The 24688-nt window shown below is 73.2% G+C and carries 23 protein-coding genes; 4 read left to right on the forward strand and 19 right to left on the reverse strand.

The window, feature by feature from the left end; translation table 11 throughout:
• The first annotated feature begins 160 nt into the window (after window positions 1-160).
• Window positions 161-565, forward strand: a complete 405-nt coding sequence (locus tag BLT52_RS16005) for an NUDIX hydrolase (protein ID WP_231946352.1) — start codon at window positions 161-163, stop codon at window positions 563-565.
• Between the two features lie 83 nt (window positions 566-648).
• On the opposite strand, the gene BLT52_RS16010 is transcribed toward BLT52_RS16005, so the two are convergent.
• Window positions 649-1911, reverse strand: coding sequence for a nucleoside permease (locus BLT52_RS16010; RefSeq protein ID WP_090594937.1), 1263 nt, complete (start codon window positions 1909-1911; stop codon window positions 649-651).
• A 124-nt stretch (window positions 1912-2035) separates the two neighbouring features.
• Here BLT52_RS16010 and BLT52_RS16015 point away from each other — a divergent pair, with 124 nt between their 5' ends.
• Complete coding sequence (locus tag BLT52_RS16015) at window positions 2036-2452, forward strand: HIT family protein (protein ID WP_090594938.1); 417 nt, start codon at window positions 2036-2038, stop codon at window positions 2450-2452.
• Between the two features lie 125 nt (window positions 2453-2577).
• Here the strand turns inward: BLT52_RS16015 and BLT52_RS16020 are convergent, their stop codons facing one another.
• From BLT52_RS16020 to BLT52_RS16055, 8 genes are all read right to left on the reverse strand, one after another.
• Window positions 2578-5535 carry an aconitate hydratase gene (locus tag BLT52_RS16020; protein ID WP_090594940.1) on the reverse strand — a complete coding sequence of 986 codons (2958 nt, stop codon included), beginning with the start codon at window positions 5533-5535 and terminating at the stop codon, window positions 2578-2580.
• A gap of 275 nt (window positions 5536-5810) precedes the next feature.
• Window positions 5811-7010 carry a cation:proton antiporter domain-containing protein gene (locus BLT52_RS16025; RefSeq protein WP_090594941.1) on the reverse strand — a complete coding sequence of 400 codons (1200 nt, stop codon included), beginning with the start codon at window positions 7008-7010 and terminating at the stop codon, window positions 5811-5813.
• A 178-nt stretch (window positions 7011-7188) separates the two neighbouring features.
• On the reverse strand, window positions 7189-7677 hold the full coding sequence (locus tag BLT52_RS16030) for a MarR family winged helix-turn-helix transcriptional regulator (RefSeq protein ID WP_090594942.1): 489 nt from the start codon (window positions 7675-7677) through the stop codon (window positions 7189-7191).
• Between the two features lie 8 nt (window positions 7678-7685).
• Entirely contained in the window at window positions 7686-8369 is a 684-nt protein-coding gene (locus BLT52_RS16035; protein WP_090594944.1) for an acetate uptake transporter family protein, read from the reverse strand.
• 8 nt (window positions 8370-8377) lie between these two features.
• The gene (locus BLT52_RS16040) at window positions 8378-8899 is read right to left on the reverse strand and encodes a hypothetical protein (RefSeq protein WP_090594945.1); all 522 of its coding nucleotides are present in this window, start codon (window positions 8897-8899) and stop codon (window positions 8378-8380) included.
• Window positions 8896-11358: a molybdopterin oxidoreductase family protein gene (locus BLT52_RS16045; protein WP_090594946.1), complete on the reverse strand. Its 2463-nt coding sequence runs from the start codon at window positions 11356-11358 to the stop codon at window positions 8896-8898. The genes BLT52_RS16040 and BLT52_RS16045 overlap by 4 nt, the downstream gene beginning before the upstream one ends.
• Window positions 11359-11726: 368 nt before the next feature.
• Entirely contained in the window at window positions 11727-12914 is a 1188-nt protein-coding gene (locus BLT52_RS16050; protein WP_090596925.1) for a class I SAM-dependent RNA methyltransferase, read from the reverse strand.
• 209 nt (window positions 12915-13123) lie between these two features.
• Window positions 13124-15121, reverse strand: a complete 1998-nt coding sequence (locus BLT52_RS16055; protein WP_090596927.1) for an APC family permease — start codon at window positions 15119-15121, stop codon at window positions 13124-13126.
• 127 nt (window positions 15122-15248) lie between these two features.
• Between BLT52_RS16055 and BLT52_RS16060 the strand changes: the two genes are divergently transcribed.
• Together BLT52_RS16060 and BLT52_RS16065 are read left to right on the forward strand one after the other, a co-directional pair.
• On the forward strand, window positions 15249-15896 hold the full coding sequence (locus BLT52_RS16060; protein ID WP_172804135.1) for a potassium channel family protein: 648 nt from the start codon (window positions 15249-15251) through the stop codon (window positions 15894-15896).
• A 46-nt stretch (window positions 15897-15942) separates the two neighbouring features.
• Window positions 15943-16641 (forward strand): potassium channel family protein, encoded by a 699-nt coding sequence (locus tag BLT52_RS16065; RefSeq protein ID WP_090594949.1) that lies wholly within the window; start codon window positions 15943-15945, stop codon window positions 16639-16641.
• 43 nt (window positions 16642-16684) lie between these two features.
• Here BLT52_RS16065 and BLT52_RS16070 read toward each other — a convergent pair whose 3' ends face one another.
• From BLT52_RS16070 to BLT52_RS16115, 10 genes are all read right to left on the reverse strand, one after another.
• Entirely contained in the window at window positions 16685-17110 is a 426-nt protein-coding gene (locus BLT52_RS16070) for an OB-fold nucleic acid binding domain-containing protein (protein WP_231946353.1), read from the reverse strand.
• A 77-nt stretch (window positions 17111-17187) separates the two neighbouring features.
• Entirely contained in the window at window positions 17188-17940 is a 753-nt protein-coding gene (locus tag BLT52_RS16075) for a DUF3710 domain-containing protein (RefSeq protein ID WP_090594951.1), read from the reverse strand.
• Window positions 17937-18422: a dUTP diphosphatase gene (gene dut, locus BLT52_RS16080; protein ID WP_269457619.1), complete on the reverse strand. Its 486-nt coding sequence runs from the start codon at window positions 18420-18422 to the stop codon at window positions 17937-17939. Before dut ends, BLT52_RS16075 begins: the two co-directional genes overlap by 4 nt.
• Before the next feature lie 53 nt (window positions 18423-18475).
• Window positions 18476-18967, reverse strand: a complete 492-nt coding sequence (locus tag BLT52_RS16085) for a DUF3093 domain-containing protein (RefSeq protein ID WP_157677184.1) — start codon at window positions 18965-18967, stop codon at window positions 18476-18478.
• Between the two features lie 56 nt (window positions 18968-19023).
• Window positions 19024-20514, reverse strand: a complete 1491-nt coding sequence (locus tag BLT52_RS16090) for an NAD(P)/FAD-dependent oxidoreductase (protein ID WP_197679080.1) — start codon at window positions 20512-20514, stop codon at window positions 19024-19026.
• The gene (locus BLT52_RS16095) at window positions 20511-20867 is read right to left on the reverse strand and encodes a (2Fe-2S)-binding protein (RefSeq protein ID WP_090594954.1); all 357 of its coding nucleotides are present in this window, start codon (window positions 20865-20867) and stop codon (window positions 20511-20513) included. The genes BLT52_RS16090 and BLT52_RS16095 overlap by 4 nt, the downstream gene beginning before the upstream one ends.
• Complete coding sequence (locus tag BLT52_RS16100; protein ID WP_090596934.1) at window positions 20864-22018, reverse strand: NAD(P)/FAD-dependent oxidoreductase; 1155 nt, start codon at window positions 22016-22018, stop codon at window positions 20864-20866. Before BLT52_RS16100 ends, BLT52_RS16095 begins: the two co-directional genes overlap by 4 nt.
• Window positions 22015-22689 (reverse strand): GntR family transcriptional regulator, encoded by a 675-nt coding sequence (locus tag BLT52_RS16105; protein ID WP_231946354.1) that lies wholly within the window; start codon window positions 22687-22689, stop codon window positions 22015-22017. The genes BLT52_RS16100 and BLT52_RS16105 overlap by 4 nt, the downstream gene beginning before the upstream one ends.
• A gap of 53 nt (window positions 22690-22742) precedes the next feature.
• A complete protein-coding gene (locus BLT52_RS16110; protein WP_090594956.1) occupies window positions 22743-23744 on the reverse strand; it encodes a proline racemase family protein in 1002 nt (333 codons plus the stop codon).
• A 37-nt stretch (window positions 23745-23781) separates the two neighbouring features.
• A complete protein-coding gene (locus BLT52_RS16115) occupies window positions 23782-24684 on the reverse strand; it encodes a dihydrodipicolinate synthase family protein (RefSeq protein ID WP_090594957.1) in 903 nt (300 codons plus the stop codon).
• Window positions 24685-24688: the final 4 nt, after the last annotated feature.

Below are 24688 nucleotides of genomic sequence, written 5' to 3' on the forward strand. Positions count from 1 at the left end.
CCCGGACGGGCGGGCGGGCGGGACGCTTGCGGCGCGCGGGTCAGCGAGCGCGCCGGATCACCGAGGCTCGGTGACCGGGGACCTCACCGGCTGCATCATGAGCAGCCACGGGGTGGTCGGGCGCGAGCATCACCACCCCCGAGGCCGTTACGGTCGCCGGGTGAGTCGATCGACGCGGGTGAGCGCCTACGGCGTCTGCAGGAGGGCGGGTGCGCTGCTCCTGGTCCACCAGGTGGCCCCGGGCCCGGCAGCGGGGCTCTGGACGTTGCCGGGCGGTGGCCTGGAGTTCGGTGAGCACCCGGGCGACGCGGTGATCCGTGAGGTGCGGGAGGAGACCGGTCTGGTCGCCCGGGTGGGACGGCTGCTGGCCGTCCACGACGACGTCTACGACCTGGGTGACGGGGTGCAGCGCCACGGTGTGCGGCTGCTGTTCTCTGCCTCGGTCGACGGGGACCCGGTCCCGGCACAGGTCGAGGAGGTCGACCAGGTGGCGTGGCACCAGGTCGGGTCGCTCCCCGCCGGTGTCACGGCCTGGGCCAGGTTGGCTGCGGCCCTCGAGCTCTGAGCCGATGGGCATCCGGTGACCGGCCGGGCCGGTGGTCGAGTCCCGGTACACCGCTACCGGGGCTCGACCACCACCGTCGGTGCTCAGACCGGGGTCGGCGTCCGGTCCGCCGTCGCCGCCTCCACCGGGACCTCCTCGCGGAAGAACAGGAAGAAGAAGATCGAGACCACCACGGCCAGCCCGGCCGGGATCAGCCAGATCGAGGTCCAGGCGTGGCCGCCCTCGGTGACGTAGGCGTCGACGATCGGGCCCGAGATCAGCGAGCCGATCAGCAGACCGAGACCGTAGGTCGCCATCGAGATCAGGCCCTGGGCGGAGCTGCGGACGTGGGAGGGGGCGTACTTGTCGGTGTAGATCTGACCGGCCACGAAGAAGAAGTCGTAGCAGATGCCGTGCAGGACCAGGCCGATCAGGATCATCCAGAACATGGAGCCGGTGTCGCCGAAACCGAACAGCACGTAGCGCAGCGCCCAGGCCAGCATGCCCACCAGCAGCGTCTTCTTGAACCCGAGCCGGCGGAGCAGGAACGGCATCGCCAGCAGGAACAGCGCCTCCGACATCTGCCCCAGCGACTGGTAGGCCGCCGCCGCCTGGACGCCGCTCTCGTTGAGGTAGAGGTTGGTGAAGTTGTAGTAGAAGGCCAGCGGGATGCAGATCAGGACCGAGGAGATGAAGAAGGTCAGGTAGGAGCGGCTCTTCAGCAGACCGAGCGCGTCCAGACCGAGCAGCTGCCCGATCGAGCCACCGCGGTCGCGGCCCCGCGGCGGGGTGTCGGGCAGGAAGAAGGCGAACACCCCGAGGAGGGCCGAGCCGACCGCGGCCATCAGGAAGGTGAGCTCGAGGCTGCCACCCTGCTCCCAGCCGAACCAGCCGATGATGAGACCGGCCACGATCCAGCCCAGGGTGCCGAAGACGCGGATGGCCGGGAACTGCTTCTCGGGGTCGCGGAGCTGGTTGAACGAGATCGAGTTGACCAGACCGAGGGTCGGCATGAAGACGATCATGTAGACCAGCGCGGCACCGAAGAAGGGGCCGAAGGATCCCGCCTGGCCGGCCAGGAACATCATCACCGCGGCCACCAGGTGCAGCACCCCGAACACCTTCTGGGCGGCGAAGTACCGGTCCGCGACCAGCCCCACCACCAGCGGGGCGAGGATGGCCCCGAGGGACTGGGTCAGGAAGGCGAGGCTGATCTGGCTCCCGCTCGCGCCGAGCTCCTGGGCCAGGTAGGTGCCGAGGGTGACGAACCAGGCACCCCAGACGAAGAACTCCAGGAACATCATCGCCGACAGCTTGACCCGGACGACCGGGTCGAGTCGGGCCGGGCTCTCAGCACGGAGGGACATCGTGGGCTCCTGACCTGGACGTGGTTGCGGCGGGACCGCCACCGGTGACAGGACTGTAGGGCGCGGCACCGGGGCTGCACCAGAGCCGCGCCGTCGTGTCGGCGCCGGGTCCTACGATGGCGGCGTGACTGCCGCCGCCGACGTCGTGTGCCAGATCGTCGCGGGCGAGCTGGAGGCCGCCGTGGTCACCCGGACGCCGGAGCTGATCGCCTTCCTCGACCACCGGCCGGTGTTCAAGGGCCACGTGCTGATCGCCCCGCTCGCCCACGTGGAGACCGCGCTGGAGCTGCCCCGGGAGCTGATGACGCCGCTGCTGGTGCTGGCCCAGCGGGTGGCCCGGGCCCAGGCCGACGTGCTCGGCGCCCACGGCACCTTCATGGCCGTCAACAACGTGGTCAGCCAGTCGGTGCCGCACCTGCACCTGCACGTGGTGCCCCGGCGCCGCAAGGACGGGTTGCGCGGGTTCTTCTGGCCGCGGACCCGCTACGCCGAGGGCGAGGCCGCCCGGATGGCCGCCGACCTCGGCGCCGCCCTGGACTGAGCCGCTCTCCCCCGGCCAGCAAGCCCCGACTCCCCGGGCCTGCGAACGCGATGCCCCCCGTACGACGCCACGAGGGGCCCCCGACCGTGGTCGGGAGCCCCTCGTCAGGACGTCGGCGGGAGGCCTCAGCCCTTGTTGCGCAGCGAGCGCAGCACGTACTGCATGATCCCGCCGTTGCGGTAGTAGTCCGCCTCACCGGGGGTGTCGATCCGCACCGTGGCCTCGAAGACCACCGGCTCGCCACCCTGGGGGGTCGCGGTGACCGTCACGGTGGCGGGGATGCCGCCGTCGTTGAGCGCGGTGACACCGCTGACCGAGAAGGTCTCCTCACCGGTCAGCCCGAGCGACTCCGCGGTCTGGCCCTCGGGGAACTGCAGCGGCAGCACGCCCATGCCGATCAGGTTCGAGCGGTGGATCCGCTCGTAGGACTCCGCCACGACCGCCTTGACCCCGAGCAGCGCGGTGCCCTTGGCCGCCCAGTCGCGGGAGGACCCGGAGCCGTACTCCTTGCCGGCCAGCACCACCAGCGGGATGCCGGCGGCCAGGTAGCTCTCCGAGGCCTCGTAGACCGTGGTCTCCGCCCCACCGCGGGTGAAGTCGCGGGTGACGCCGCCCTCGGTGCCGGGAGCCAGCTGGTTGCGCAGCCGGATGTTGGCGAAGGTGCCCCGGATCATCACCTCGTGGTTGCCTCGGCGCGAGCCGTAGGAGTTGAAGTCCTTGCGCTCGACCCCGTGCTCGGCGAGGTAGTGGCCGGCCGGGCTGTCGGTCTTGATCGCACCGGCCGGGCTGATGTGGTCGGTGGTGATCGAGTCGCCGAGCTTGAGCAGCACCCGGGCGCCGTCGATGTCGGTGACCGGCTGCGGCTCGGCCGGCATGTCCTCGAAGTACGGAGGACGCCGGACGTAGGTCGACTGCTCGTCCCAGGCGAAGGTGTCGCCGGTCGGGGTGGGCAGGGACTGCCACTGCTGGTCGCCGGCGAAGACGTCGACGTAGGAGTCGCTGAACATCTGCGAGTTGATCGCGGTGGCCAGCACCGCGTCGATCTCGGCCTGGGTCGGCCAAAGGTCGCGCATGTAGACGTCGTCGCCATGCTCGTCGGTGCCCAGGGGCTCCGTGTTCAGGTCGATGTCCATCGTGCCGGCCAGGGCGTAGACGACCACCAGCGGCGGGGAGGCCAGGTAGTTCATCTTCACGTCCGGGTTGATCCGGCCCTCGAAGTTGCGGTTGCCCGACAGCACCGAGGTGACGGCCAGGTCGGCGGCGTTGATCGCCTCGCTGACCTCCGGGATCAGCGGCCCGGAGTTCCCGATGCAGGTGGTGCAGCCGTAGCCGACGAGGTTGAAGCCGAGCTTGTCCAGGTAGGGCGTCAGACCGGCCTTGTCGTAGTAGTCCATGACGACCTTGGACCCCGGGGCCAGGGTGGTCTTCACCCACGGCTTGCGGTTCAGCCCGCGTTCGACGGCCTTCTTCGCCACCAGCGCCGCCCCCACCATGACGCTCGGGTTGGAGGTGTTGGTGCAGGAGGTGATCGCCGCGACCGTGACCGCACCGTGGTCGAGGGTGAAGCTCTCGCCGCTGGAGAGGGTGACCGGGGTCGGCTTGCTGGGACGTCCACCGGAGCGGGCCTGCACCTGGCTGACCGCACGCGCACCGGCGTCGGCCACACGACCGATCAGGGACCCGGCCCGCTCGCTGGCGCCGGGGGCCTTGTCCTGCACCCGGGCGGCGACGTCCTGGACGGCGTCCTTGGCCTTGTCGGCCAGCCGGGTGACCACCGACGGCTCCTCCTCACCGGGCACGCTGGTGGACGGCGAGTCGGAGGCGGGGAAGCTCTCCTCGGAGGCCTCGTCGACGGCGTCCCCGGGGGTCTCGACGTCCTTGACGTAGTCGCGCAGCGCCACCCGGAAGCCCTGCTTCGCCTCGCTCAGCAGCACCCGGTCCTGCGGGCGCTTGGGCCCGGCGATGCTGGGCACCACGGTGGCGAGGTCGAGCTCGAGGTACTCGCTGTACTTGGCCTCGCGGGTGTCGTCGTGCCACAGGCCCTGGGTGCGGGCGTAGGCCTCGACCAGCGCGATCTGCTCGGCACTGCGCCCGGTGAGACGCATGTAGTCGGTGGTGTGGTGGTCGATCGGGAAGACGGCGATGGTCGAGCCGTACTCCGGGGACATGTTGCCGATGGTGGCCCGGTTGGCCAGCGGCACCGAGGAGACGCCGGGGCCGTAGAACTCGACGAACTTGCCGACGACCTTGTGGGCGCGCAGCATCTCGGTGATGGTCAGCACCAGGTCCGTGGCGGTGGCGCCCTCGGGCAGCGCGCCGGAGAGCTTGAAGCCGACCACGCGGGGCACCAGCATCGAGACGGGCTGGCCCAGCATGGCCGCCTCGGCCTCGATGCCGCCCACGCCCCAGCCGACGACGCCGAGGCCGTTGACCATGGTGGTGTGGGAGTCGGTGCCGACGCAGGTGTCGGGGTAGGCCTGGCGGACGGTGCTGCCGTCGGGCTGGGTGATCTCGCGCGGGAACACCACGCGGGCCAGGTGCTCGATGTTGACCTGGTGCACGATGCCGGTGCCCGGGGGGACGACCACGAAGTCGTCGAAGGCGCCCTGGCCCCAGCGCAGGAACTGGTAGCGCTCGCGGTTGCGGCCGTACTCGATCTCGACGTTCTTGGTGAACGCGTCGGCGGTGCCGAAGACGTCGGCGATGACGGAGTGGTCGATGACGAGCTCGGCCGGGGCCAGCGGGTTGATCCGGGAGGGGTCACCGCCCATCTCGGCCATGGCCTCGCGCATGGTGGCCAGGTCGACCACGCAGGGCACGCCGGTGAAGTCCTGCATGATCACCCGGGCGGGGGTGAACTGGATCTCCTTGCTGGGCTGGGCCGCGGGGTCCCACTGCGCCAGGTCACGGATGTGGTCGGCGGTGATGTTGGCGCCGTCCTCGGTCCGCAGCAGGTTCTCCAGCAGGATCTTCAGGCTGTAGGGCAGCGACTCCGAACCCTCCACCGCGTCCAGCCGGAAGATCTCGTAGGACTCGCCGTCGACGTCCAAGTTCGACTTCGCGCCGAAGCTGTTGACACTCATGGGGGCTCACTTCCCGGTCTGCGATTTGTCTTGACCTCAAGATATCACCGGCCCGGTGACATCGGAACACCGACACCCAGTGCACCACGCGGGCGGGCGGCAGCGGCGGGGCACCCTCCGGGTCCTCGCGCGCCATCACCCTGCGGACGGCCAGGACCGCCACGCACGCCACGCGGTGCTCCTCGCGGAGGCACCGACGGTCCCGGCCGTGAGCGCTCCCCCACCGTCACGGAGTCGTCGGGAGCAGAGCCGGTCCGTCGGGTCCGGGGCCTCGCTCAGTGCGTCTCCGAGGACCCTCCGGCGCGGATGTCGGTGTCGATGAACTGACGAGCCACCGCCACGTCGGTGGACGAGTGGGCGAGGATGGACAGACTGACCGTCAGGGCCGTCAGGTGGAACAGCTCGTCGGCCAGGTCGACCCCGGACTCCAGCACGATGAGTCCGTAGACGACCGAGGCGAACCCCTTCGGACCGAACCACATGGCGGCCGCCTGCTCGCGCGGACCCAGTCCGGAGCCGCTGAAGGACAGCCCGAGCGCGACCGGGCGCGCGACGACGAGGGCGAGGACGGCGAAGACCCAGCCGGTCCAGGCGATCTCCTCGACGAGGAAGGTGGGCGTCATCAGGGCCGCGAAGACCAGGACCGCCACGAGCTTCAGCTGCTCGGCCACCAGCTCACCCAGCTGCTCGAACTCGTGGCGGAGCTCCTGGGACATGGTCGCGACGGTGGCCCCGGCGGCGAAGGCCCCCAGGAAGAGGTTGGCCTGCGTGGTGAGGCACAGCCCGAGCACCAGCAGGCCCACGGCTGCTGGCAGCAGCGGCTGCAGGCGCTGGACGGCGGAGAAGAAGCGCAGACGCTCCAGCCGCAGCACCGACCAGGGCACGGCGACGCCGATGACCACCCCGAGCGCGAGCTCCGTGGCCAGGGTCCAGCCGCTCGCCTCCGTACCGCCTGCTGCGGCGAGCAGGACCAGGACGATCGGGAGCGCCAGGCCGTCGTTCACCCCGGACTCGACGTTGAGCAGGTGACGCAGCCGCGGCGGCACCTCCCGCCTCCCGACGATGGCAGCCGCGAACACCGGGTCGGTGGGTGAGAGCACGGCCCCCAGCAGCAGCGACTCCAGCCAGGGCAGGCCCACCACCCAGTGCGCCAACGCCGCGGTGACCAGCAACGTGAGCGGGAGCCCGAGCACCAGCGCACGGCCCGGCAGCCGCCAGGCTCGCCGCAGGTCCGTGACGCCGACCCGCATCCCGTCGCTGTACAGCACCGAGAACAGCGCGAGCTCGGCCAGCACCGACACCGCCGGGTCGCCGGACTGCACCTGGAGCACGTCCAGGACGCCGGGACCGAGCAGGAAGCCCGCCACCAGGAACAGCACCGCTGTCGACAGCACCGTCCGATCCGCCAGCTCCGACAGCAGCACCGCGACCACGAGCACCGCGGAGAAGCACACCACCAACGTCGCGATGTCCATGTGGCGTCCTAGCTCCTTCCACGTCGGTCGGTGACGTCGCGGCGCTCCCACGCTGCACGACCTCGGGTGGGGACCGGCCTGGGTCCCGCCGACCCGCCCTCGCGCTCGGTGTCGCACTGCGCGTGCTGGCTCCACCCGGTCACCGAGGGGGCCGGTCGGACAGCTGGCCGGACCTGGATCACATCAGCCACGGGATGATCCGCCCGTCCGCCAGACCGATCGTCTCCTCCGCGGGAGCGGCCTCGACGGCGGTCATGAAGGCCTCGAGACCCCGCTCGAGGGCGCGTCGGTCGGCGGGGCCCATCCGGGAGACGACGTCGTCGACGAGTCGCCTCCGACTGCTCATCAGCTCGGCCACGAACCGGGCTCCGTCGGCGGTCAGCGCCAGCACCGTGCTGCGACCGTCCTGAGGGTCGGGTGCGCGCAGGACCCGGCCAGTGGTGACGAGCTGGTCGCAGGTGCGGCTGGCGTTGGAGGGGTTGACGTCGAGGTGCTGGGCGATCGTGGTGAGGTTCATCGGCCCCCGGGTGTCCAGGAGCACCAGCACCCGCAGCTGGGGCACGGTGATCTGCTCGGCGACGTCGTGGAGGGTCCGGGCGACGATCGCGGTCAGGGTCCGCGAGACCGTCATCATCGCCTCGGTGGTCCGGGCCTGCTGCTCGTCCACGTCGTCCCTCACAGCTGCTCGCGCACGCCGGGTTCGGTGGCGACGTGGTCGAGCTGGTCGACCATCCGGCCCTCCACCGCCTTCCGGCTGGCGCCGGTGCGGCCGAGCGGGAGCACGGTCCGTGACTCGCTCCCCTCGAGCTCCAGGGCCAGGGCGGCGTAGCCGCTCAGGACGGCCAGGGCGATGCCGACCCACCCGGCAGCGTGCATCCAGGTGCGTCCTCCGTCGAGCTCGGCGACGCCGGTCACCGCGAAGCGGGTGGCGCTGGTGAGGATGACGAGGGCCGGGACCGCCTTGTGGCGGGCCGCCACGGCCGGGACCAGGAGGCACGCCGCTGAGAGGAGCAGGATGACGCCGAGTCCCGCGCTGGTGGTGCCGGGTGCGGAGGTGAGGGTGGCCAGGCAGGCCGCGGCCCAGGTGCCCGAGAGGATGCCCATGCCGGTCGCGGCCACCGGGTCACGGGCCAGGAACCCCATGACCGCGGCCAGGAGCTGCAGCGGCACCGTGAGGACGAGCACCCCGAGTGCGACGGTGTGCCCCTGGTCCTGCGGGACCCAGGAGAGCTGCACGCTGGCGAACGCGACGGTGGCGACCGTCAGCGCGAGGAACCCGAGGGGCAACGGGCTGGCGATCGGGCGAAGCACGACCCGGACCGCGGAGGTCGGGTCCGGTACGGGGGTCTCGTGGCTCACAGGGGTCCTCAGCCGGTGACCATGACCTGGGCGGCGGTGGCCTTGACCATCGAGTTCGCCCACCTCATCTGGCGCAGGGTCTCGGGGTGGCAGTCCTCGGCGACGGCGAGGAGCTCGCGGTCCTTCATGGCCTGGGCGGTCTGCGCGAGGACCTCCCAGTCCAGGGAGACCCCGGCTGCGGTGCGGTGGAGGTGGCGCAGGTCGGCCAGCAGCACGAGCGCCGGCTCGTGGAAGCGCCCGGTGAGCTCCGCGCCCTTCTGCTGGATCCGGGCCAGCAGCGTCGCCTCGTCCTCCGCCTCGGGGTCGAGCTCGAGCCCGTAGTCCCGACCGACCTCGCTGAGGCGTCGGACGTGCTCGCGGGACCACCGGGCGACGTCGCGGGCCACGTGGAAGACCTCGTGGTCGACCTCGTGCCGGTCCGAGAGGCTGCGCAGGTCCTTGCTGAGGTCGCTCTCGGCCCGGTGCAGCTCCTCGATCGCCGCGCCGACCTTGTTGCCGTGCAGGCTCCGCAGGGTCTGGGTGATGTTCATCGGGCACCTTCCTGGTCGTGCAGCGTCTCCTCCGACAGGGCGGTGTCGTCCCCCCTGGTGGGTGGGACCGCCGCACCGACCGGTCGTGAGGCGGTCGTGGTCGGCGCCGGCGCGGGGGTCCCGTCGGAGGCCGAGACCCGGGTGGCGGCGGCGGCGGCCGTCTTGAAGATCGGCTGCTTCGAGGCGGCGTCCCAGTCGGTGCGGGTCAGCTCGTTCGCGGCACGGGTGTGGCGGTCGGGCCCGTCCCCCACCGGGGTGTCCCAGTAGCCGTAGTGGAACGGCAGGAACAGCACACCGTCGCGGATGCCGCTGATGCGGAGCCGGGCGTGCACCTCACCGCGCTCCGTGCTGATGCGCAGGAGGTCGCCCTCGGCCCACCCGGCCCGGGCGGCGTCACCGGCCGAGGCCTCCACCCACACCTCGCGGGCGGCAGCCTGCAGCTGCGGGGCGCGGCCGGTCTTGGTCCTCGTGTGGAAGTGGTACAGCGTGCGCCCGCTGATGAGGTGGAAGGGGTGGTCCGCCGTCGGCACCTCGTGCGGGGGCAGGTACTCGGCCGCCTTGATGACCGCCTTCGCCTCCGGGTTCAGCGCCTTGTACTCCGTCGGCGACACGGGGGCACCGGTGACCAGGTCCTTGCCGTAGCTCTCGCAGTAGCTCGGATCGGACCAGAAGCGCCCGTCGACGTAGATGTGCTCGGTGCCGTCGGGGTGCTCGTCGTTGCAGGGCCACTGGATCCCGCTGCCGCCGCGGAGCTTGTCGTAGGACAGGCCGGTGTAGTCGCAGGGCCGGCCGCGGGTGCACTCCTTCCAGCCCTCGAACGCCTCCTCCGGGGTCGTCCACTTGACCAGCGGGTCGCCGTCCTTGTCGCGGAGGTCCAGCCTGCGGGCGTAGTCCAGCAGGATGTCCAGGTCGGGCCGAGCCTCCCCCGGCGGCTCGACGGCCTTCTCCGACAGGTGGACGGTCCGGTCCACGTTGGTGAACGTGCCCGTCTTCTCGCCCCAGGTCGCGGCCGGCAGCACCACGTCGGCCAGCTGCGCGGTCTCGGAGAGGAAGATGTCCTGCACCACCAGGAACAGCCGTTCCTGGGACAGGATGCTGCGCATCCGGGCCAGCTCGGGCATGGACACCGCCGGGTTGGTCGCGGTCACGTAGAGGAGGCGGACCGAGCCGTCCTCGACGTAGCGCATGATCTGCATCGCGTGCGTGGGCGAGGTGTAGTGCGGGATGTCCATCGGGTCGATGTTCCAGACCCTCGCCAGGTCCTCGATGTGGGCGTCGTTGGACCAGTTCCGGAACGCCGGCAGGTCGCCGTCGGCGCCCGCCTCCCGGGTGTTCTGCGCGGTGGGCTGCCCGTTCATCTGCAGGATCCCGCAGCCCGGCCTGCCGAGCATGCCGCGGACGATGTGGACGTTGTTGACCTGGACCGCGGCGGCCGTGGACTGGTGGGACTGGTAGAAGCCCTGCAGCACCGTCGACACCAGCCGCTGGGAGCTGCCGATCAGCCGGGCCGCCTCCCGCAGCTCCTCGGCCGGGACGTCACACACCTTCGCCGCACGCTCGACGGTGCAGCCCCTCGTCATCTTCTCGAGCTCGGCGAAGCCGACCGCGTGCGCCTCGACGTACCCGTGGTCGACCCAGTCGTGCTCGAGCAGCTCGTGCAGCAGGGCGTTCATCAGCATCACGTTGGTGCCGGGCCGCGGGGCGAGGTGCACGGTCGCGTGGTCCGCGACCGGGGTCCGGCGGGGGTCCACGCACACGATCTTCGGCGGGTTGGGTCCCGCCAGCCGGTCCAGGATGCGTGTCCACAGCACCGTCTGGGTCTCGGCCATGTTGTGGCCGTAGAGGCAGATGACGTCGGCGTGGTCGATGTCGGTGTAGGAGCCGGGCTGTCCGTCGGAGGCGAAGGACTCCTTCAGCGCGGCGGCCGCCGTGGCGGTGCACAACCGGGTGTTGCCGTCGACGTGGCTGGTGCCGATCCCACCGTGGGCGATGAGCCCGAGGGTGTAGTACTCCTCCAGGAACAGCTGCCCGGAGGTGTAGAACGCGATGGACGACGGTCCGCGCTCCTCCAGCAGCTCGGTCGTGCGACCGGCCACCGCAGCCATGGCGGTCTCCCAGTCGCACTCGACGAGCTCCCCGTCCCGGCGGATCAGCGGCCGGGTCAGGCGGTCGGGGGAGTGGTTGGCCTGCCACCCGTAGAGGTCCTTGGGACCGAGCCGGCCGTGGTTGACGCGGTCCTCGGCCCGTCCCCGGACCCCGACGATCCTGCCGTCCTTCACCGCGATGTCCAGCGCGTCGCCGTTGGAGTGCAGGATCGACGCCGACTGCGTCCAGGAGTCCACGTCGGACTCCGTCAGGCCCTCGGCCAGGTGCGCGTCCACCCGCACCGGCCACTCCTCACCCGGCCCGTAGGCCGTCCTGGTCCCCCAGGGCTCCGCGATCCGGTCGACGCGTCCCATCCGCTCATCGCCTCTCATCTGCTCGCCGTGCTGCGCCGGCGGGCTGGTCGGGTCTCGATACGGCTGCCGTACCCGCGCCCGGCAGGTGCATGCGTTCGCGCAACGACTTCTTTGCGCCGACGCATGCGACCTCGCGTCGGGCGGCCAGGGACCGAGCCGGCGCACCCGCAGGAGCACACCGGTCGGAGCCGACTGCCTCCCGGCCCTGGCCCCGGCGACCCGGGCGCTGGTCGTCGGCCTACCCGCGTCACCGCCGTCGCCGGGCTGGCCGGCAGGCAGGCACCGAGCAGCCGACGCGGGTCAGCGCGTGGGCGGACCGGGTTGGACGTGGGCTGGGTGCGTCACCAGGAGCGGGACCGTCACCGCCCTCACCGCGATCCGCTGCTCCGCGCGTCCGAGCCGGTTCTCTCCAGGACCGCCACGCACTCCACGTGGTGGGTCATCGGGAAGAGGTCGAAGCCGCGCAGCGAGACCAGCTCGTACCCGCCGTCGACGGCGGTGCGGAGGTCACGGGCCAGGGCCGCGGGGTCGCAGGCGACGTAGGCGATCCGCCGCGGGCGCCGGGCCAGCACCGCCCGCACCACCTCGGGACCGGCACCGGTGCGGGGCGGGTCGAGCACGACCAGGTCCGTCCGCCCGGGCATCCGGCGCAGCACCTGGGCCACCCGGCCGGCGGTGGCCCGGGAGCCCTCGGCGCCGACCGCCTCCAGGTTGCGTCGGGCGTGGGCCACCGCCGAGCGGGAGGACTCCACCCCCCAGACCTGCAGCCCGCGGCGGGCCAGCGCGACGGCGAACAGGCCGACCCCGCAGTAGAGGTCGAAGGCCCGCTCCCCCGGCTGCGGCTCCAGGCCCTCGAGCACCGCCTCGACCAGGGTCGCGGCGGCGCCGGGGTGCACCTGCCAGAAGCCGTCGGCCGCGACCGCGAGGCTGGAGCCGTCGACCTCCTGGTGCAGCAGCGCGGGTCCCTCGACCCGGTCCCCGTCGACCAGCGTGGTGCGGGTGCCGGCGGAGTCCACCGCGGTCTCCACCACCGCACCGCGCGTCCAGCCGGTGCGCTCGGGACGTCCGCGCGGGTCGCTGATCGGACAGCCCTGCGCGGGCACGGGCTGCAGCGCGTGGTCGCGGTGGCGACGCAGGGCCAGCACGCCGTCGTCGTCGGCGTGGTAGCGCATCCGGGTCCGCCAGCCCAGCCCGCCGACGTCACCCGGCGCCGCCTCCACCGCGCCGTCCCAGCTCAGACCGGCCAGCCGCTGCAGCTGCTCAGCCACCACGGCGGTCTTGAGCGCCCGCTGACCGTCGAGGCTGACGTGCTGGAAGTCGCAGCCGCCGCAGCGTCCCGGCCCGCTCACCGGGCACGGCGCCTCGGTCCGCTCCGGGGCGGCCTCGTGCACCTCCACGGCGTCCCCGCGCCAGAACCGGTCGTGACCGGTGTCGGTCACGCGCACCGTCACCAGCTCGCCGGGGAGCGTGTGCCGGACGAAGACCACGCGCCCCTCGTGACGCGCCACGCAGTGCCCACCGTGGGCCACGGCCCCCACCCGGACCGGTCCGAGCAGGTCCCCGACGCCACCGGGCTGATCGCCTGCCGCACCGGGCAGGTCGCCTGCCGCACCGGGCAGGTCGCCTGCCGCACCGGGCAGGTCGTCTGCCGCACCGGGCAGGTCGCCTGCCGCACCGGGCAGGTCGTCTGCCGCACCGGGCTGGTCACCAGCGCCGCCAGCCAGAGCACGCCCCTCACCGGGCAGGTCGTCGCCTCCCACGCCGCTCACCGCCCCACCGGTCCGTGTCCGCGGCGCACCCGCTGGTCGCCACGGCGACCACGGGCCAGGCGCGAGGAACGGAGCTGGTAGGGCACCGAGGTCACCATCACCCCGGGGCTGAACAGCAGCAGCGCCTTGAGCCGCAGCGCGGACTGGTTGTGCAGCAGCTGCTCCCACCAGTGACCGACCACGTACTCGGGGACGTAGACGCAGACCACGTCGCGCGGGGACTCCGAGCGGAGGGTCTTCACGTACTCCAGCAGCGGTGTCGTCACCTCCCGGTAGGGCGAGGCGATGACCTTGAGCGGGACGTCGAGGTCGAGCCGGTCCCAGGCCTCCATCAGCTCCTCGGTGCGCTCGGGGTCGACCGCCACCGTGACCGCCTCCAGGGTGCTGGGTGCGGCCGCCTTGGCGAAGTAGACCGCGCGCATGGTCGCCTTGTGCACCTGGCTGACCAGCACCACGGCGCGCACCCGGCTGGGCAGCTCGCCGGTCTCCCCCGGCGCCAGGGCGAGCTCGTCGGCGACCGTGTCGTAGTGCCGGCGGATGGCCTTCATCATCCCGAACACCGCGATCATGGCCAGGATGGCCAGGTAGGCGCCCTGGGTGAACTTGGACACCACCACGATCACCAGCACCGTGCCGGTCATGGTCAGCCCGATCGCGTTGATGACGCGGGCGCGCTGCATCCGGCGGCGGGCGGCGGGGTCGCGCTCCCCGGCGAGGTGGCGGGTCCAGTGCCGCACCATGCCGATCTGGCTGACGGTGAAGCTGACGAAGACGCCCACCACGTAGAGCTGGATCAGCGCGGTCACCTCGGCCTGGAAGACCAGCACCAGCAGCGCGGCGGCCACGGCCAGCACCACGATGCCGTTGGAGAAGGCCAGCCGGTCCCCCCGGGTGTGCAGCTGCCGCGGCAGGTAGCCGTCGCGGGCCAGGATCGAGCCCAGCACCGGGAAGCCGTTGAAGGCGGTGTTGGCGGCCAGGAACAGGATCACCATGGTGGCCCCCACCACGAAGTAGAAGCCGATCGGGAACCCGGAGAACACCGTCTCGGCCAGCTGGCCGATGGCCGTCCGCTCCACCACGTCGACCCGCTGGCCGTCCAGCGTGTAGTGGGAGCTGCCGAGGTCGACCAGCTTCAGCCCGGTCAGCTTCGCCAGCGCGATGACGCCCAGCATCATCGAGATCGAGCAGGCTCCCAGCAGGGCCAGCGTGGTCGCGGCGTTGCGGCTCTTGGGCTTGCGGAAGGAGGGGACGCCGTTGGAGATGGCCTCGATCCCGGTCAGCGCCGCCGACCCCGACGAGAAGGCCCGGGCCAGCAGCAGGGCCATGGCCAGCCCGGAGAAGGCGGCGAACTCCGGGTCGGGCTCGATCCCGTACTGGGCCGAGTGCACCCGCAGCTCCTCGCCGAGCACCAGGATCCGGAACAGGCCGTAGCCGATCATGCCGAGGATGGCCACCATGAAGCAGTAGGTGGGGATGGCGAACATGGTCCCCGACTCCCGGATGCCGCGCAGGTTCAGCGCCATCAGCACCAGGATCACCACCGCCGCGGCCGTGCCCTCGTGCCCGTCGAGGAAGGGCAGCACCGCGGTGGCGTTCTGGATGCCCGAGGACACCGAGACCGCCACGGTGAGCACGTAGTCCACCAGCAGCGCGCTGGCCACCGAGATGCCGGCGTTGGGCCCGAGGTTGGTGGTGGCCACCTCGTAGTCCCCGCCGCCGGAGGGGTAGGCGCGCACGTTCTGGCGGTAGGAGGCGATCACCACCAGCATCACCAGGGCGACCAGCAACGCGATGCGCCAGTCCCAGGCGTAGCCCGCCAGGCCCGCCAGGGACAGGGTGATCAGGATCTCGTCGGGGGCGTAGGCCACCGAGCTCAGGGCGTCGGAGGCGAAGACGGGCAGCGCGACCCGCTTGGGGAGCAGGGTCTCGCCGAGCTGAGTGCTGGCCAGCTTCCGGCCCACCAGCAGGCGCTTGCCCGCGTCGGACAGTTTCACGTGCGCCGACACTACGCCCGACCGCGGGCCGGGAGCACCAGCGCTCGGACCGCCGGGAGACGGCGTGGTGCGGTAGCGTCAGCGGCGCAGGACGTCACGTCAGGAGATCTGTGTGCACATCGTGATCATGGGCTGCGGACGCGTGGGGTCGAGCCTGGCCAGGGGCCTGGAGCGACGGGGCCACACGGTCGCCGTCATCGACGTCGACGTCGACGCCTTCAGACGTCTCGGTCCGGCCTTCGACGGCGCCACCGTCAAGGGCGTGGGGTTCGACCGGGGCGTGCTGGTCCAGGCCGGCATCGAGCGGGCCGGCGGTTTCGCGGCGGTCTCCAGCGGTGACAACTCCAACATCCTCGCCGCCCGGGTGGTGCGGGAGACCTTCGGCGTGCACAACGTGGTGGCCCGCATCTACGACCCCGGCCGCGCCGAGGTCTACGAGCGCCTGGGCATCCCCACCGTGGCCACCGTCCGCTGGGCCGCCGACCAGGTGCTGCGCCGGCTGCTGCCCGAGGGCTCCGAGCCGCTGTGGCGCGACGTCTCGGGCCAGGTGCAGCTGGTCGAGGTGCACGTCGACCGCTCCTGGGTGGGCCGCTCCATCGCCGAGATGCAGCGGGCCGCCCGGACCCCCATCCCGGTGCTGCTGCGGCTGGGCCAGGGTCAGGTGGCCACCCCCAAGACGCTCTTCCAGGACGGCGACCTGGCCTACATGGCGGTGGAGAAGAACCGGATCAGCGAGGTGGAGACCCTCTTCGCCGGCCCTCCGCCGAAGGAGTAGCCACCGTGCGCCGTTCCCCGACCACCACTGCAGAGAGGTCTCGACCATGCGCGTAGCGATCGCCGGAGCCGGCAACGTGGGCCGCTCGATCGCCAGCGAGCTGCTGGCCAACGGGCACCAGGTGCTGCTGATCGACCGGGACCCCCGGGCCATCAAGACCGAGTCCGTGCCCGACGCCGAGTGGCTGCTGGCCGACGCCTGCGAGCTGTCCTCGCTGGAGGAGGCCGGGCTGGACTCCTGCGACGCCGCGATCGCCGCCACCGGGGACGACAAGGTGAACCTGGTGCACTCGCTGCTGGCCAAGACCGAGTTCGGGGTGCCGCGCACGGTGGGCCGCGTGAACCACCCCCGCAACGAGTGGATGTTCGACGACCTGTGGGGCGTGGACGTCGCCGTGTCGACCCCCCGGCTGATGTGCGCCCTGGTGGAGGAGGCCGTCACCGTGGGCGACCTGGTGCGGCTCTTCCAGTTCCGCAAGGGCAACAGCAACCTGGTGGAGATGACGCTGCCCGACGACTCCCCGGCGGTGGGTCAGCGGGTCGGGGCGCTGACGTTCCCGCCGGCGGTGGTGCTGGTGGCCATCATCCGTGACGGCCGGGCGACCGCTCCGCAGCGGGACGCGGCCCTGGAGGGTGGGGACGAGCTGCTCTTCGTCACCGACCCCGAGCACGAGCGCGAGCTGGCCGAGCTGCTGACGCCGAACCACGTGCGTCCCTCGGTGATCGACAACACCGTCGGCATCTGAGGAGCGCCGGCCGCGGCCGGTGGGCGGCCGCGCCCGGCGGCGGTCACTGGGGCGCGGCGGCCAGGAGCTCGTAGCGGGGGTTGAACATCGTCCGCTGCCCCTCCATGGTGGTGATGCGGCCGTCGACCTTGAGCCGGGACCCGGGCTCGATGCCGGGGATCGACCGACGGCCCATCCACACCAGCGTCAGGGTGCCCGAGCCGTCCTTGAGGTCGGCCTGCAGCCAGCGGGTGGTGCCGCGCGGCTGCATGGTGATGCAGCTGACGGTGCCGCTGACGGTGACCCGGCTGCGGTCGGTACAACGCACCAGCGGGGTCGCACCGCACTGGCGGACATCACGCTGGAGCTTCTCGGACTCGAGCTCCTCGTTGGACGAGACCAGCCGGGACAGTGCCCGACCGAACGCCCCACGACGTGGACGCTCCCCCACCTGACTCATCGCTCGCTCCCGGTCGTCGACGGAGGGCACGGTCGCACCTCCACCACCCATTGTGCCTCGCCGGAGGTCCCGGGAGAAGCGCGGGCCGTCGGCCCTGGCTCCCACCCTCAGCCCTGCGGCGGCGGGGTGACCCGGACACCCTCGGGCATGGTCATCGGGATGACGTTCCCGGCGGCCATCGCCTCGTCCCCGCGGCGCACCACGGTGGAGGCGAACACGTCGTGCAGCACGTCGGCCGGGGCCGCCGTGCCCTCGGCCAGCGCGGCCTGCCCGTAGAGGACGCCCCGCAGCAGCCAGCGGTCGCCCTCGGCCGCCCAGGTGCGCGAGGGCTGGTAGCCCTCCTCGCCGCCGGGGGCCTTGACCGGGACCAGCCGGCGGAGCTCGGTGCCGAACGGACCCTCGACCAGGGTGGTGCTGCCGCGCTGGGCGCGGGTCGCCTCGATCACGTCCGCGCGGATCTCGGCCCACAGGCCCCCGCTGCGGGGGGCGGCGAAGACGGCGAGCTCGAGGGCGGACTGGCCGACCAGCACCATCGCCGAGACCACCTGGCCGCTGTCCTGGGCCACCTGCAGCCGCAGCTCCATCCCCTCGCGGGGGGTGATCACCAGGGCGCCGAGGTCGACGCGCTTGATGTCGTCGGCCTCGAGGTCGACCTCGGAGATGTCGAACGGCCCGTCGGCACGCCAGTCCTGGGAGAGGTCGAACGCGGCCCAGTCACGCTCCTCCTCGGCGGCGGGCGTCTCCTCCGCGACGGCGTCGGCGTCCGCGGCGTCGGTCTCGTCCCCGGTCTCGACCGGCTCGACCTCCTGGTCGACCTCGGTCCCGGCGTCATCGTCCCTGCGGCGACGGCCAAAGATCATCGTGTGCTCTCCTGGAAGTGCTCGGGCGGATCCGGCTGCTGAGTCTGCCACGCCCGGACGCCACCGCTGGACCCGTGACCACCGGCCGCGCGGTCGGACCCGTCGAGGGAGCCGACCTCCACGAAGTCGGCCCAGCCGACCCGCTGGAGCACCAGCTGCGCGATGCGGTCACCGCGGTGCAGCACCACGGGGTGCTCACGGTCGGTGTTGAGCAGGCACACCTGCACCTCGCCGCGGTAGCCGGAGTCCACGGTGCCCGGCGCGTTGACGATGGTGAGCCCGGACCGGGCGGCCAGCCCCGACCGCGGGTGCACCAGGCCGACCCAGCCGTCGGGGATCTGCACGGCCACGCCGGTGGGCACCAGCCGCCGCTCACCGGGGGCCAGCTCGACGTCGGTGCGGGTGCACAGGTCGGCCCCAGCGTCGCCGGCGTGGGCGTAGCCGGGCAGCGGCAGGTCCGGGTCCAGGCGCTGGACGCGCACCTGCGGGCGCTCCACCGCCTCCCCGGCGGTCGGGGGCGCGGGCACGGGGTCGGTCACGAGGGGGTGTCCTCTCGGGCGGTCGGGCGGGGGGTGGCCTCGCCGGCGGGGACGAGGTGGGCGGTGACGGCCGCGGCCAGCGCCTCGGGGTGGCGGCTGGCCACCAGCCACGCCGGGTGGGGGTCGGCGGGGTCGGCCAGCTCGATCCGGACGACCTGGTCCAGGTAGGGGCGCAGCAGGCGCCAGCAGCGGACGTCCGCGCGGCCCCGGACCCGGTCCTGGACCTCCTCCGGGCTCAGCACCCTGGCCCCGGCGACCCACTCCCAGCCGATCCGGGAGCGTCCGGCACGCAGGCCGTCGGCGTCGGCCACCACCGGTGCGGACTGGCTGACCAGCACCGCCACGGTGCCCGCGGTGGCCACGAGGGTGACCAGGAGCGCCACCAGCGGCGGGGTGGCGAAGAGGCAGGTGAGGGTGAGGGAGCCGACCACGACCGCACCCAGCAGCACCCAGGAGACGGGCACGGTGAGTCGTTCGCGGTGCGTCACGCGGACCAACCTAGTCGAGCGGGCGGCCCGGGGTGGAGCCCCGACCGGGGAGCCGGTCACGCCTGCGGGGGCTGCCCGGGGCCGGTGGGCAGCGACGCCAGCTCGGCCAGGGTCACCGGGACGGCCAGCGGCCGGGAGCCCAGCGCGCGGAGGTCCCGCTCGGCGACCTCCCGCCCCTCCAGCCCGGCGGTCAGGCAGGCGGCGGCGAACCCGCAGACCCGTCCCTGGCACCAGCCCATCCCGATCCGGGTCACCTGCTTCACCGCGCGGGCGTCGCTGGCCCCCAGCTCGTCGCGGGCCTCGCGGAGCCGGCCCACCTCGACCTCCTCGCAGCGGCAGAGCAGGGTGTCGTCGGTGAGCCAGTCCGCCCAGTGCTCTGGCACCGGGTGGTTGCGGTGCATGGACCGGGCGAAACGCCGGTGCCGGCCGATGGCCCGGGCCGGGGTGCCCGCCCGGGGCGGTGCCCCGGCGTCCTCGGCCGCGGCGGCGCCGGCCACCCGGCCCTCCAGGTCGCTGAGCACCGAGCCGCCCACGCCGCAGGCCTCGCCGGCCACCCAGACGCCGGGCACGTCGGTGCGCTGCCGCTCGTCGACCTCCAGCACCAGCGAGGTGTCGACGTCCACCCGGGTGGCCGCGCCCAGCTGCAGACCCAGCTCCAGGGCGGGGGTGAAGCCCCAGCCCACCGCCAGCAGGTCGGCCTCGACCCGCTCGACGCGCTCCCCGGGACGTCCGTCGCGCCCGAGGCGGACCAGCTCGACCGCCTCCAGCTCCTCGGTCCCGACGGCCCGGCGCACCACGGTGCGGGTGCGGTAGGGGATCCGGTGCCGCACCATCGCCGCGGCCAGCCCCGCCCCCTCGACCAGCTTGCTCGGGACCCCGGCCACCGCGGCCAGGTCCCGGGCCCAGCCCACCGGGCGGCCCGCCTCGCAGACGGCGCGCACCTCGGCCCCGGCCCGGGCCAGACCGGTGGCCACCGGCAGCAGGAACGGACCGGTGCCCGCCACCACCACCCGGCGCCCGGCCAGGGTGCCGGAGCCCTTGAGCAGGGACTGGACGCCCCCTGCGGCCATCACCCCGGGCAGGTCCCAGCCGGGCAGCGGCAGCTGCCGGTCCGCCCCACCGGGGCAGAGCACCAGCCGCTCCGCGCGCACCCGGGCCGGGCCGGGCGGGCTCCCCGGGGAGGGGGTGAGACCGAGGGCGAACACCCCGTCCTCGGCCACCGCCTGCCAGACCTGGGTGCGGCTGAGCAGGGTCAGGCGGCCGCTGTCGCGGTGCCGCTGCAGGGCGTCCCACAGGGTGGTCAGCCGACGTCCTCCGTGCTCGGCGTGCGGACGGGTCTCCCGGCCGTCGGGGTCCCGCCCACCGGGCACCACGTCACCGGGCTGGCGCCAGTACTGCCCGCCCGGGGCCCCGCCGGCGTCGACCAGCAGCACGTCGATCCCGTGGTCCGCGGCCGTCACCGCGGCCGAGAGACCGGCCGGGCCGGCCCCGACCACCGCGACCGGCCACACCCGCGCGGCTGCCACGGCCTCCGCTCCCCTGCTCACGCGTCCTCCTCCGTCGGGTGCTGCACCGCGTCCCGCTCCGGCGGCCGCCGGGTCGGGTCCTGCTCGCAGGGGTCGTGCTCCGGGACGGCGCCGCCGGGGTCGACCCGCAGACCCGGGCTGACCGGCACCAGGCAGGCCCGCACCTCGGGCCCGCCGTCGAGGCGGACCAGGCAGTCGTAGCAGGCGCCGATGCCGCAGAACAGGCCCCGCGGACGTCCTCCGCGGCGGGTGCGGCGCCAGGAGCGCACCCCGTTCTCCAGCAGCGCGGCGGCGACGCTCTGCCCGGGCCGCGCGGCGAGCTCGCGGCCCTGCCAGTGCAGCGGCACCGTCCCCTCCTCCCGCGCCGCGCTCACGCGGCCACCAGCTGCTCGAGCCGGGCGGGGGCGAAGGGGGTCAGGTCCAGCGACGGCTGCTGGCCGGTGAGCGCCTGGGCGATGAGGTGGCCGGTCCCCACCGACAGCCCGATGCCCGCGCCCTCGTGGCCGCAGGCGTGCCAGAGCCCGGGCAGCCGGGCGTCCTCGCCGATGGCCGGCAGGTGGTCGGGGCAGTAGGGCCGGAAGCCGTGGTAGCTGCGCATGATCCGCAACCCGGCCAGGGAGGGGAAGAGCCCCAGCGCGCCGGAGGCCAGCAGGGCCAGCGCCCGCGGGGACGGGGTGGCGTCGAACCCGACCCGCTCGCGGGTGGAGCCGATCAGGATGGTGCCGGCCGGGGTCCCCTCCACCACCGGCGAGGACTGCAGCCCCGCGTCCGAGCTGCCCACGTCGAAGACGTACTCGGCGGCGTAGACCTTGTGCCGGACGGTCAGCGGGACGGGCTCGCTGACCAGCACGAAGCCGCGTCGCGGGAGCACCGGCAGGTGCACCCCGGCCAGTCCGGCCACGTGGCCGGCCCAGGGGCCGGCGGCGTTGACCACCGCCGCGGTGGCGAGCCGGCCGCGGTCGGTGCGCACCGCGACGACCCGACCGGCCCGGCGCTCGATCCCGGTGACGGTCTCCCCCGCCCTGAGCACCGCACCGGAGCGGCGGGCCAGGGCGAGCAGGTGCGTGGCGGCCAGCACCGGCTGGACCTGGCTGTCCTGGGGGTACCAGGCGGCCCCGGCCACGCCGGGGTCGACCAGCGGCTCGCGCTCCAGCAGCTCGGCCACGTCGATGTCACGGGCGTCGACGCCGGCCGCCCGCTGCCGGACGGTGAGCTCGTGCAGCCCGGTCAGGGACGCCTGGTCGCGGGCCACCACCAGACCGCCCTTGGCCTCCAGCTCCCAGCGCCCGGCGTGCTCGGCCAGCTCGTCGTGCCACAGCCGGTGGGAGAGCAGGGCCAGGTCCAGCTCGGGACCCTGCTCCTTGTCCGAGACCAGCAGGTTGCCCTCGCCGGCGCTGGAGGTGCCGCTGCCGGGGGCGCCGCGCTCCAGCACGGTGACGTCCAGACCGGCCCGGGCGCAGAACAGGGCCACCGCAGCGCCGACCACCCCCGCCCCGACGACCACTACCTCGCTGGAGGACCTCACGGGCGTCCCGAGCCGGCCCACTCGCCGCGGACGTGGCCGATGTGGCGCACCATCAGCTCCCGGGCGCCCTCGGCGTCGCGGGCCTGGACCAGGTCGAGCAGCTCGTGGTGCTCCTGGGCCGAGGCGACCAGCTCACCGGACTCCAGCAGCGGGGCGAGCCCGAAGAGGCGGGTCCGTCCGCGGAGGTCGGAGACCACCTGGTTGAGCACCTTGTTGCCGGCGCGCTGGAGCAGGGCCAGGTGGAAGCGGCGGTCGGCGTCGACGTAGGCGGGCAGCTCGTGGCGCTCGACGGCGGCGACGATCTCGTCGGCCAGCGCGCGCAGGCCGGGCAGCTCCTCGGCGGTCACCAGGGGCACGACCCGGGCCACCATCGGCGGCTCCAGCAGCAGCCGCACCTCGGTGATGGCGTCCAGCTCGGAGTCGGCGACCTCGGTCACCCGGTAGCCCTTGTTGGGCAGCGCCTCGACCATGCCCTCCCGGACCAGGTCCAGCATCGCCTCGCGCACCGGGGTGGCCGAGACGTCGAACATCGCACCCAGGGTGGGGGCGGAGTACACCACGCCCGGACGCATCTCGCCGGAGATGATGGCGGCCCGCAGCGCGAACCCGACGCCCTCCCGCAGCGACTCGCGCTTCCGCAGCGGCGCCAGCCCCTCGATCCTGCCCTGCACGTCGGTCTCCCTCCCCGGCGCCCTCCGGGGGGCGACCCGCTGCGGTGCGCCGTTCACAGCACGAAACCCGACGGGAAGGGGTCCCGGGGGTCGAGCATGTACTGCGCCGTCCCGGTGATCCAAGCACGCCCGGTGATGGTGGGGACCACCGCCGGGCGTCCGGCCACCGTGGTCTCCTCGACCAGCCGGCCGATGAAGCGGGTGCCGATGAAGGACTCGTTGACGAAGTCGGTGTCCAGGGCCAGCTCGCCGCGCGCGTGCAGCTGGGCCATCCGGGCGCTGGTGCCGGTGCCGCAGGGCGAGCGGTCGAACCAGCCGGGGTAGATGGCCATCGCGTGCCGGGAGTGGCGGGCGTCCGAGCCGGGGGCGGACAGGTAGACGTGGTGGCAGCCGCGGATGTCGGGGCGCTCGGGGTGCACCGGGGGTGCGGTCTGGTTGATGGCCTCCATCAGCGCCAGACCGGCGCGCAGCAGCTCCGGCCCGGCCGCGCGCTCGAAGGGGAGCCCGAGGCCGGCCAGGTCGGTGATGGCGTAGAAGTTGCCGCCGAAGGCCAGGTCGTAGGAGACGGTGCCGAACCCGGGCACCTCGACCTGCTGGTCCAGGGCGAGGGCGAAGGAGGCCACGTTGCGGATGGTGACCGACTCGGCCTGGCCGTCGCGCACCGCCACCTCGGCCCGGACCAGCCCGGCCGGGGTCTCGATGGTCAGCGAGGTGACCGGCTCGGTCACCGGCACCAGCCCGGTCTCCACCGCCACCGTGGCCACCCCGATGGTGCCGTGCCCGCACATCGGCAGCACCCCGCTCACCTCGATGAACAGCACCGCCAGGTCGGCCTCGGGAGAGGTCGGCGGCTGCAGGATGGCCCCGCTCATGGCCGAGTGGCCGCGCGGCTCGTTCATCAGGAACGTGCGCAGGTGGTCGCTGTGGGCCATGAACCAGGTGCGGCGCTCGGCCATCGTGGCGCCGGGGAAGGTCCCGACGCCACCGGTGATCACGCGGGTCGGCATGCCCTCGGTGTGGGAGTCCACCGCGTGCAGCACCCGGGTGGTCCTCATCGCCGGCTCCCGGCCCGGCTGCCGCTGCGACGGGTGCTCATCGGACCAGGGCCTCCAGCACCGCCTCGGTCTGGGTGCGCACCACGTCGGCCACCTCGGTGGGCAGCGGGTTGCGCGGCGGGCGGCTGGGGCCGCCGTAGCGCCCGGCGACGTCCATCGAGAGCTTGATGGCCTGGACGAAGACGGTCTTGGAGTCCCAGCGCAGCAGCGGGTGCAGCTGGGCGTAGAGCGGGACGGCCCGGGCCAGGTCGGCGGCGTCCCCGGAGGTGGCCAGACGGTAGAGCTCGGAGGTGACGGCCGGGATGGCGTTGGGGTAGCCGGCGATCCAGCCGACGGCCCCGGCCAGCCCCAGCTCGAGCAGCACGTCGTCGGCGCCGATCAGCAGGTCCAGCTCGGGAGCCACCTCGCGGATCTCCCAGGCCCGGCGGACGTCGCCGCTGAACTCCTTGACCGCCACGATCAGCCCCTCGTCGTGGAGGCGGGCCAGCAGCGTCGGGGTGAGGTCGACGCGGGTGTCGATCGGGTTGTTGTAGGCCACCACCGGCAGCCCCACCCTGGCCACCTCGCGGTAGTGCGCCACCACGGTGTCGTCGTCGGCCCGGTAGGCGTTGGGGGGCAGCAGCAGCACCGACGCGGCGCCGGCCTCGGCGGCGTCCTCGGTCCAGCGGCGGGCCTCGGCGCTGCCGTAGGCGGCCACCCCGGGCATCACGGTGAAGCCCTCGGGGGCGGCGGCGACGGCCGTGCGCACCACCTGGCGTCGCTCCTCGGAGGTGAGGGTCTGGTACTCCCCCAGGGAGCCGTTGGGGGCGACGCCGTCGCAGCCGTTGGCCGCCAGGAAGGCCACGTGCTCGGCGAAGGCGTCGTGGTCCACGGCCAGGTCGGCGGTGAAGGGGAGGGTGGTGGCGACGTGGATCCCGTGCCAGGCAGCTCGTGCGCTCATGTCA

The organism is Auraticoccus monumenti, assembly GCF_900101785.1.
GTDB lineage: Bacteria > Actinomycetota > Actinomycetes > Propionibacteriales > Propionibacteriaceae > Auraticoccus > Auraticoccus monumenti.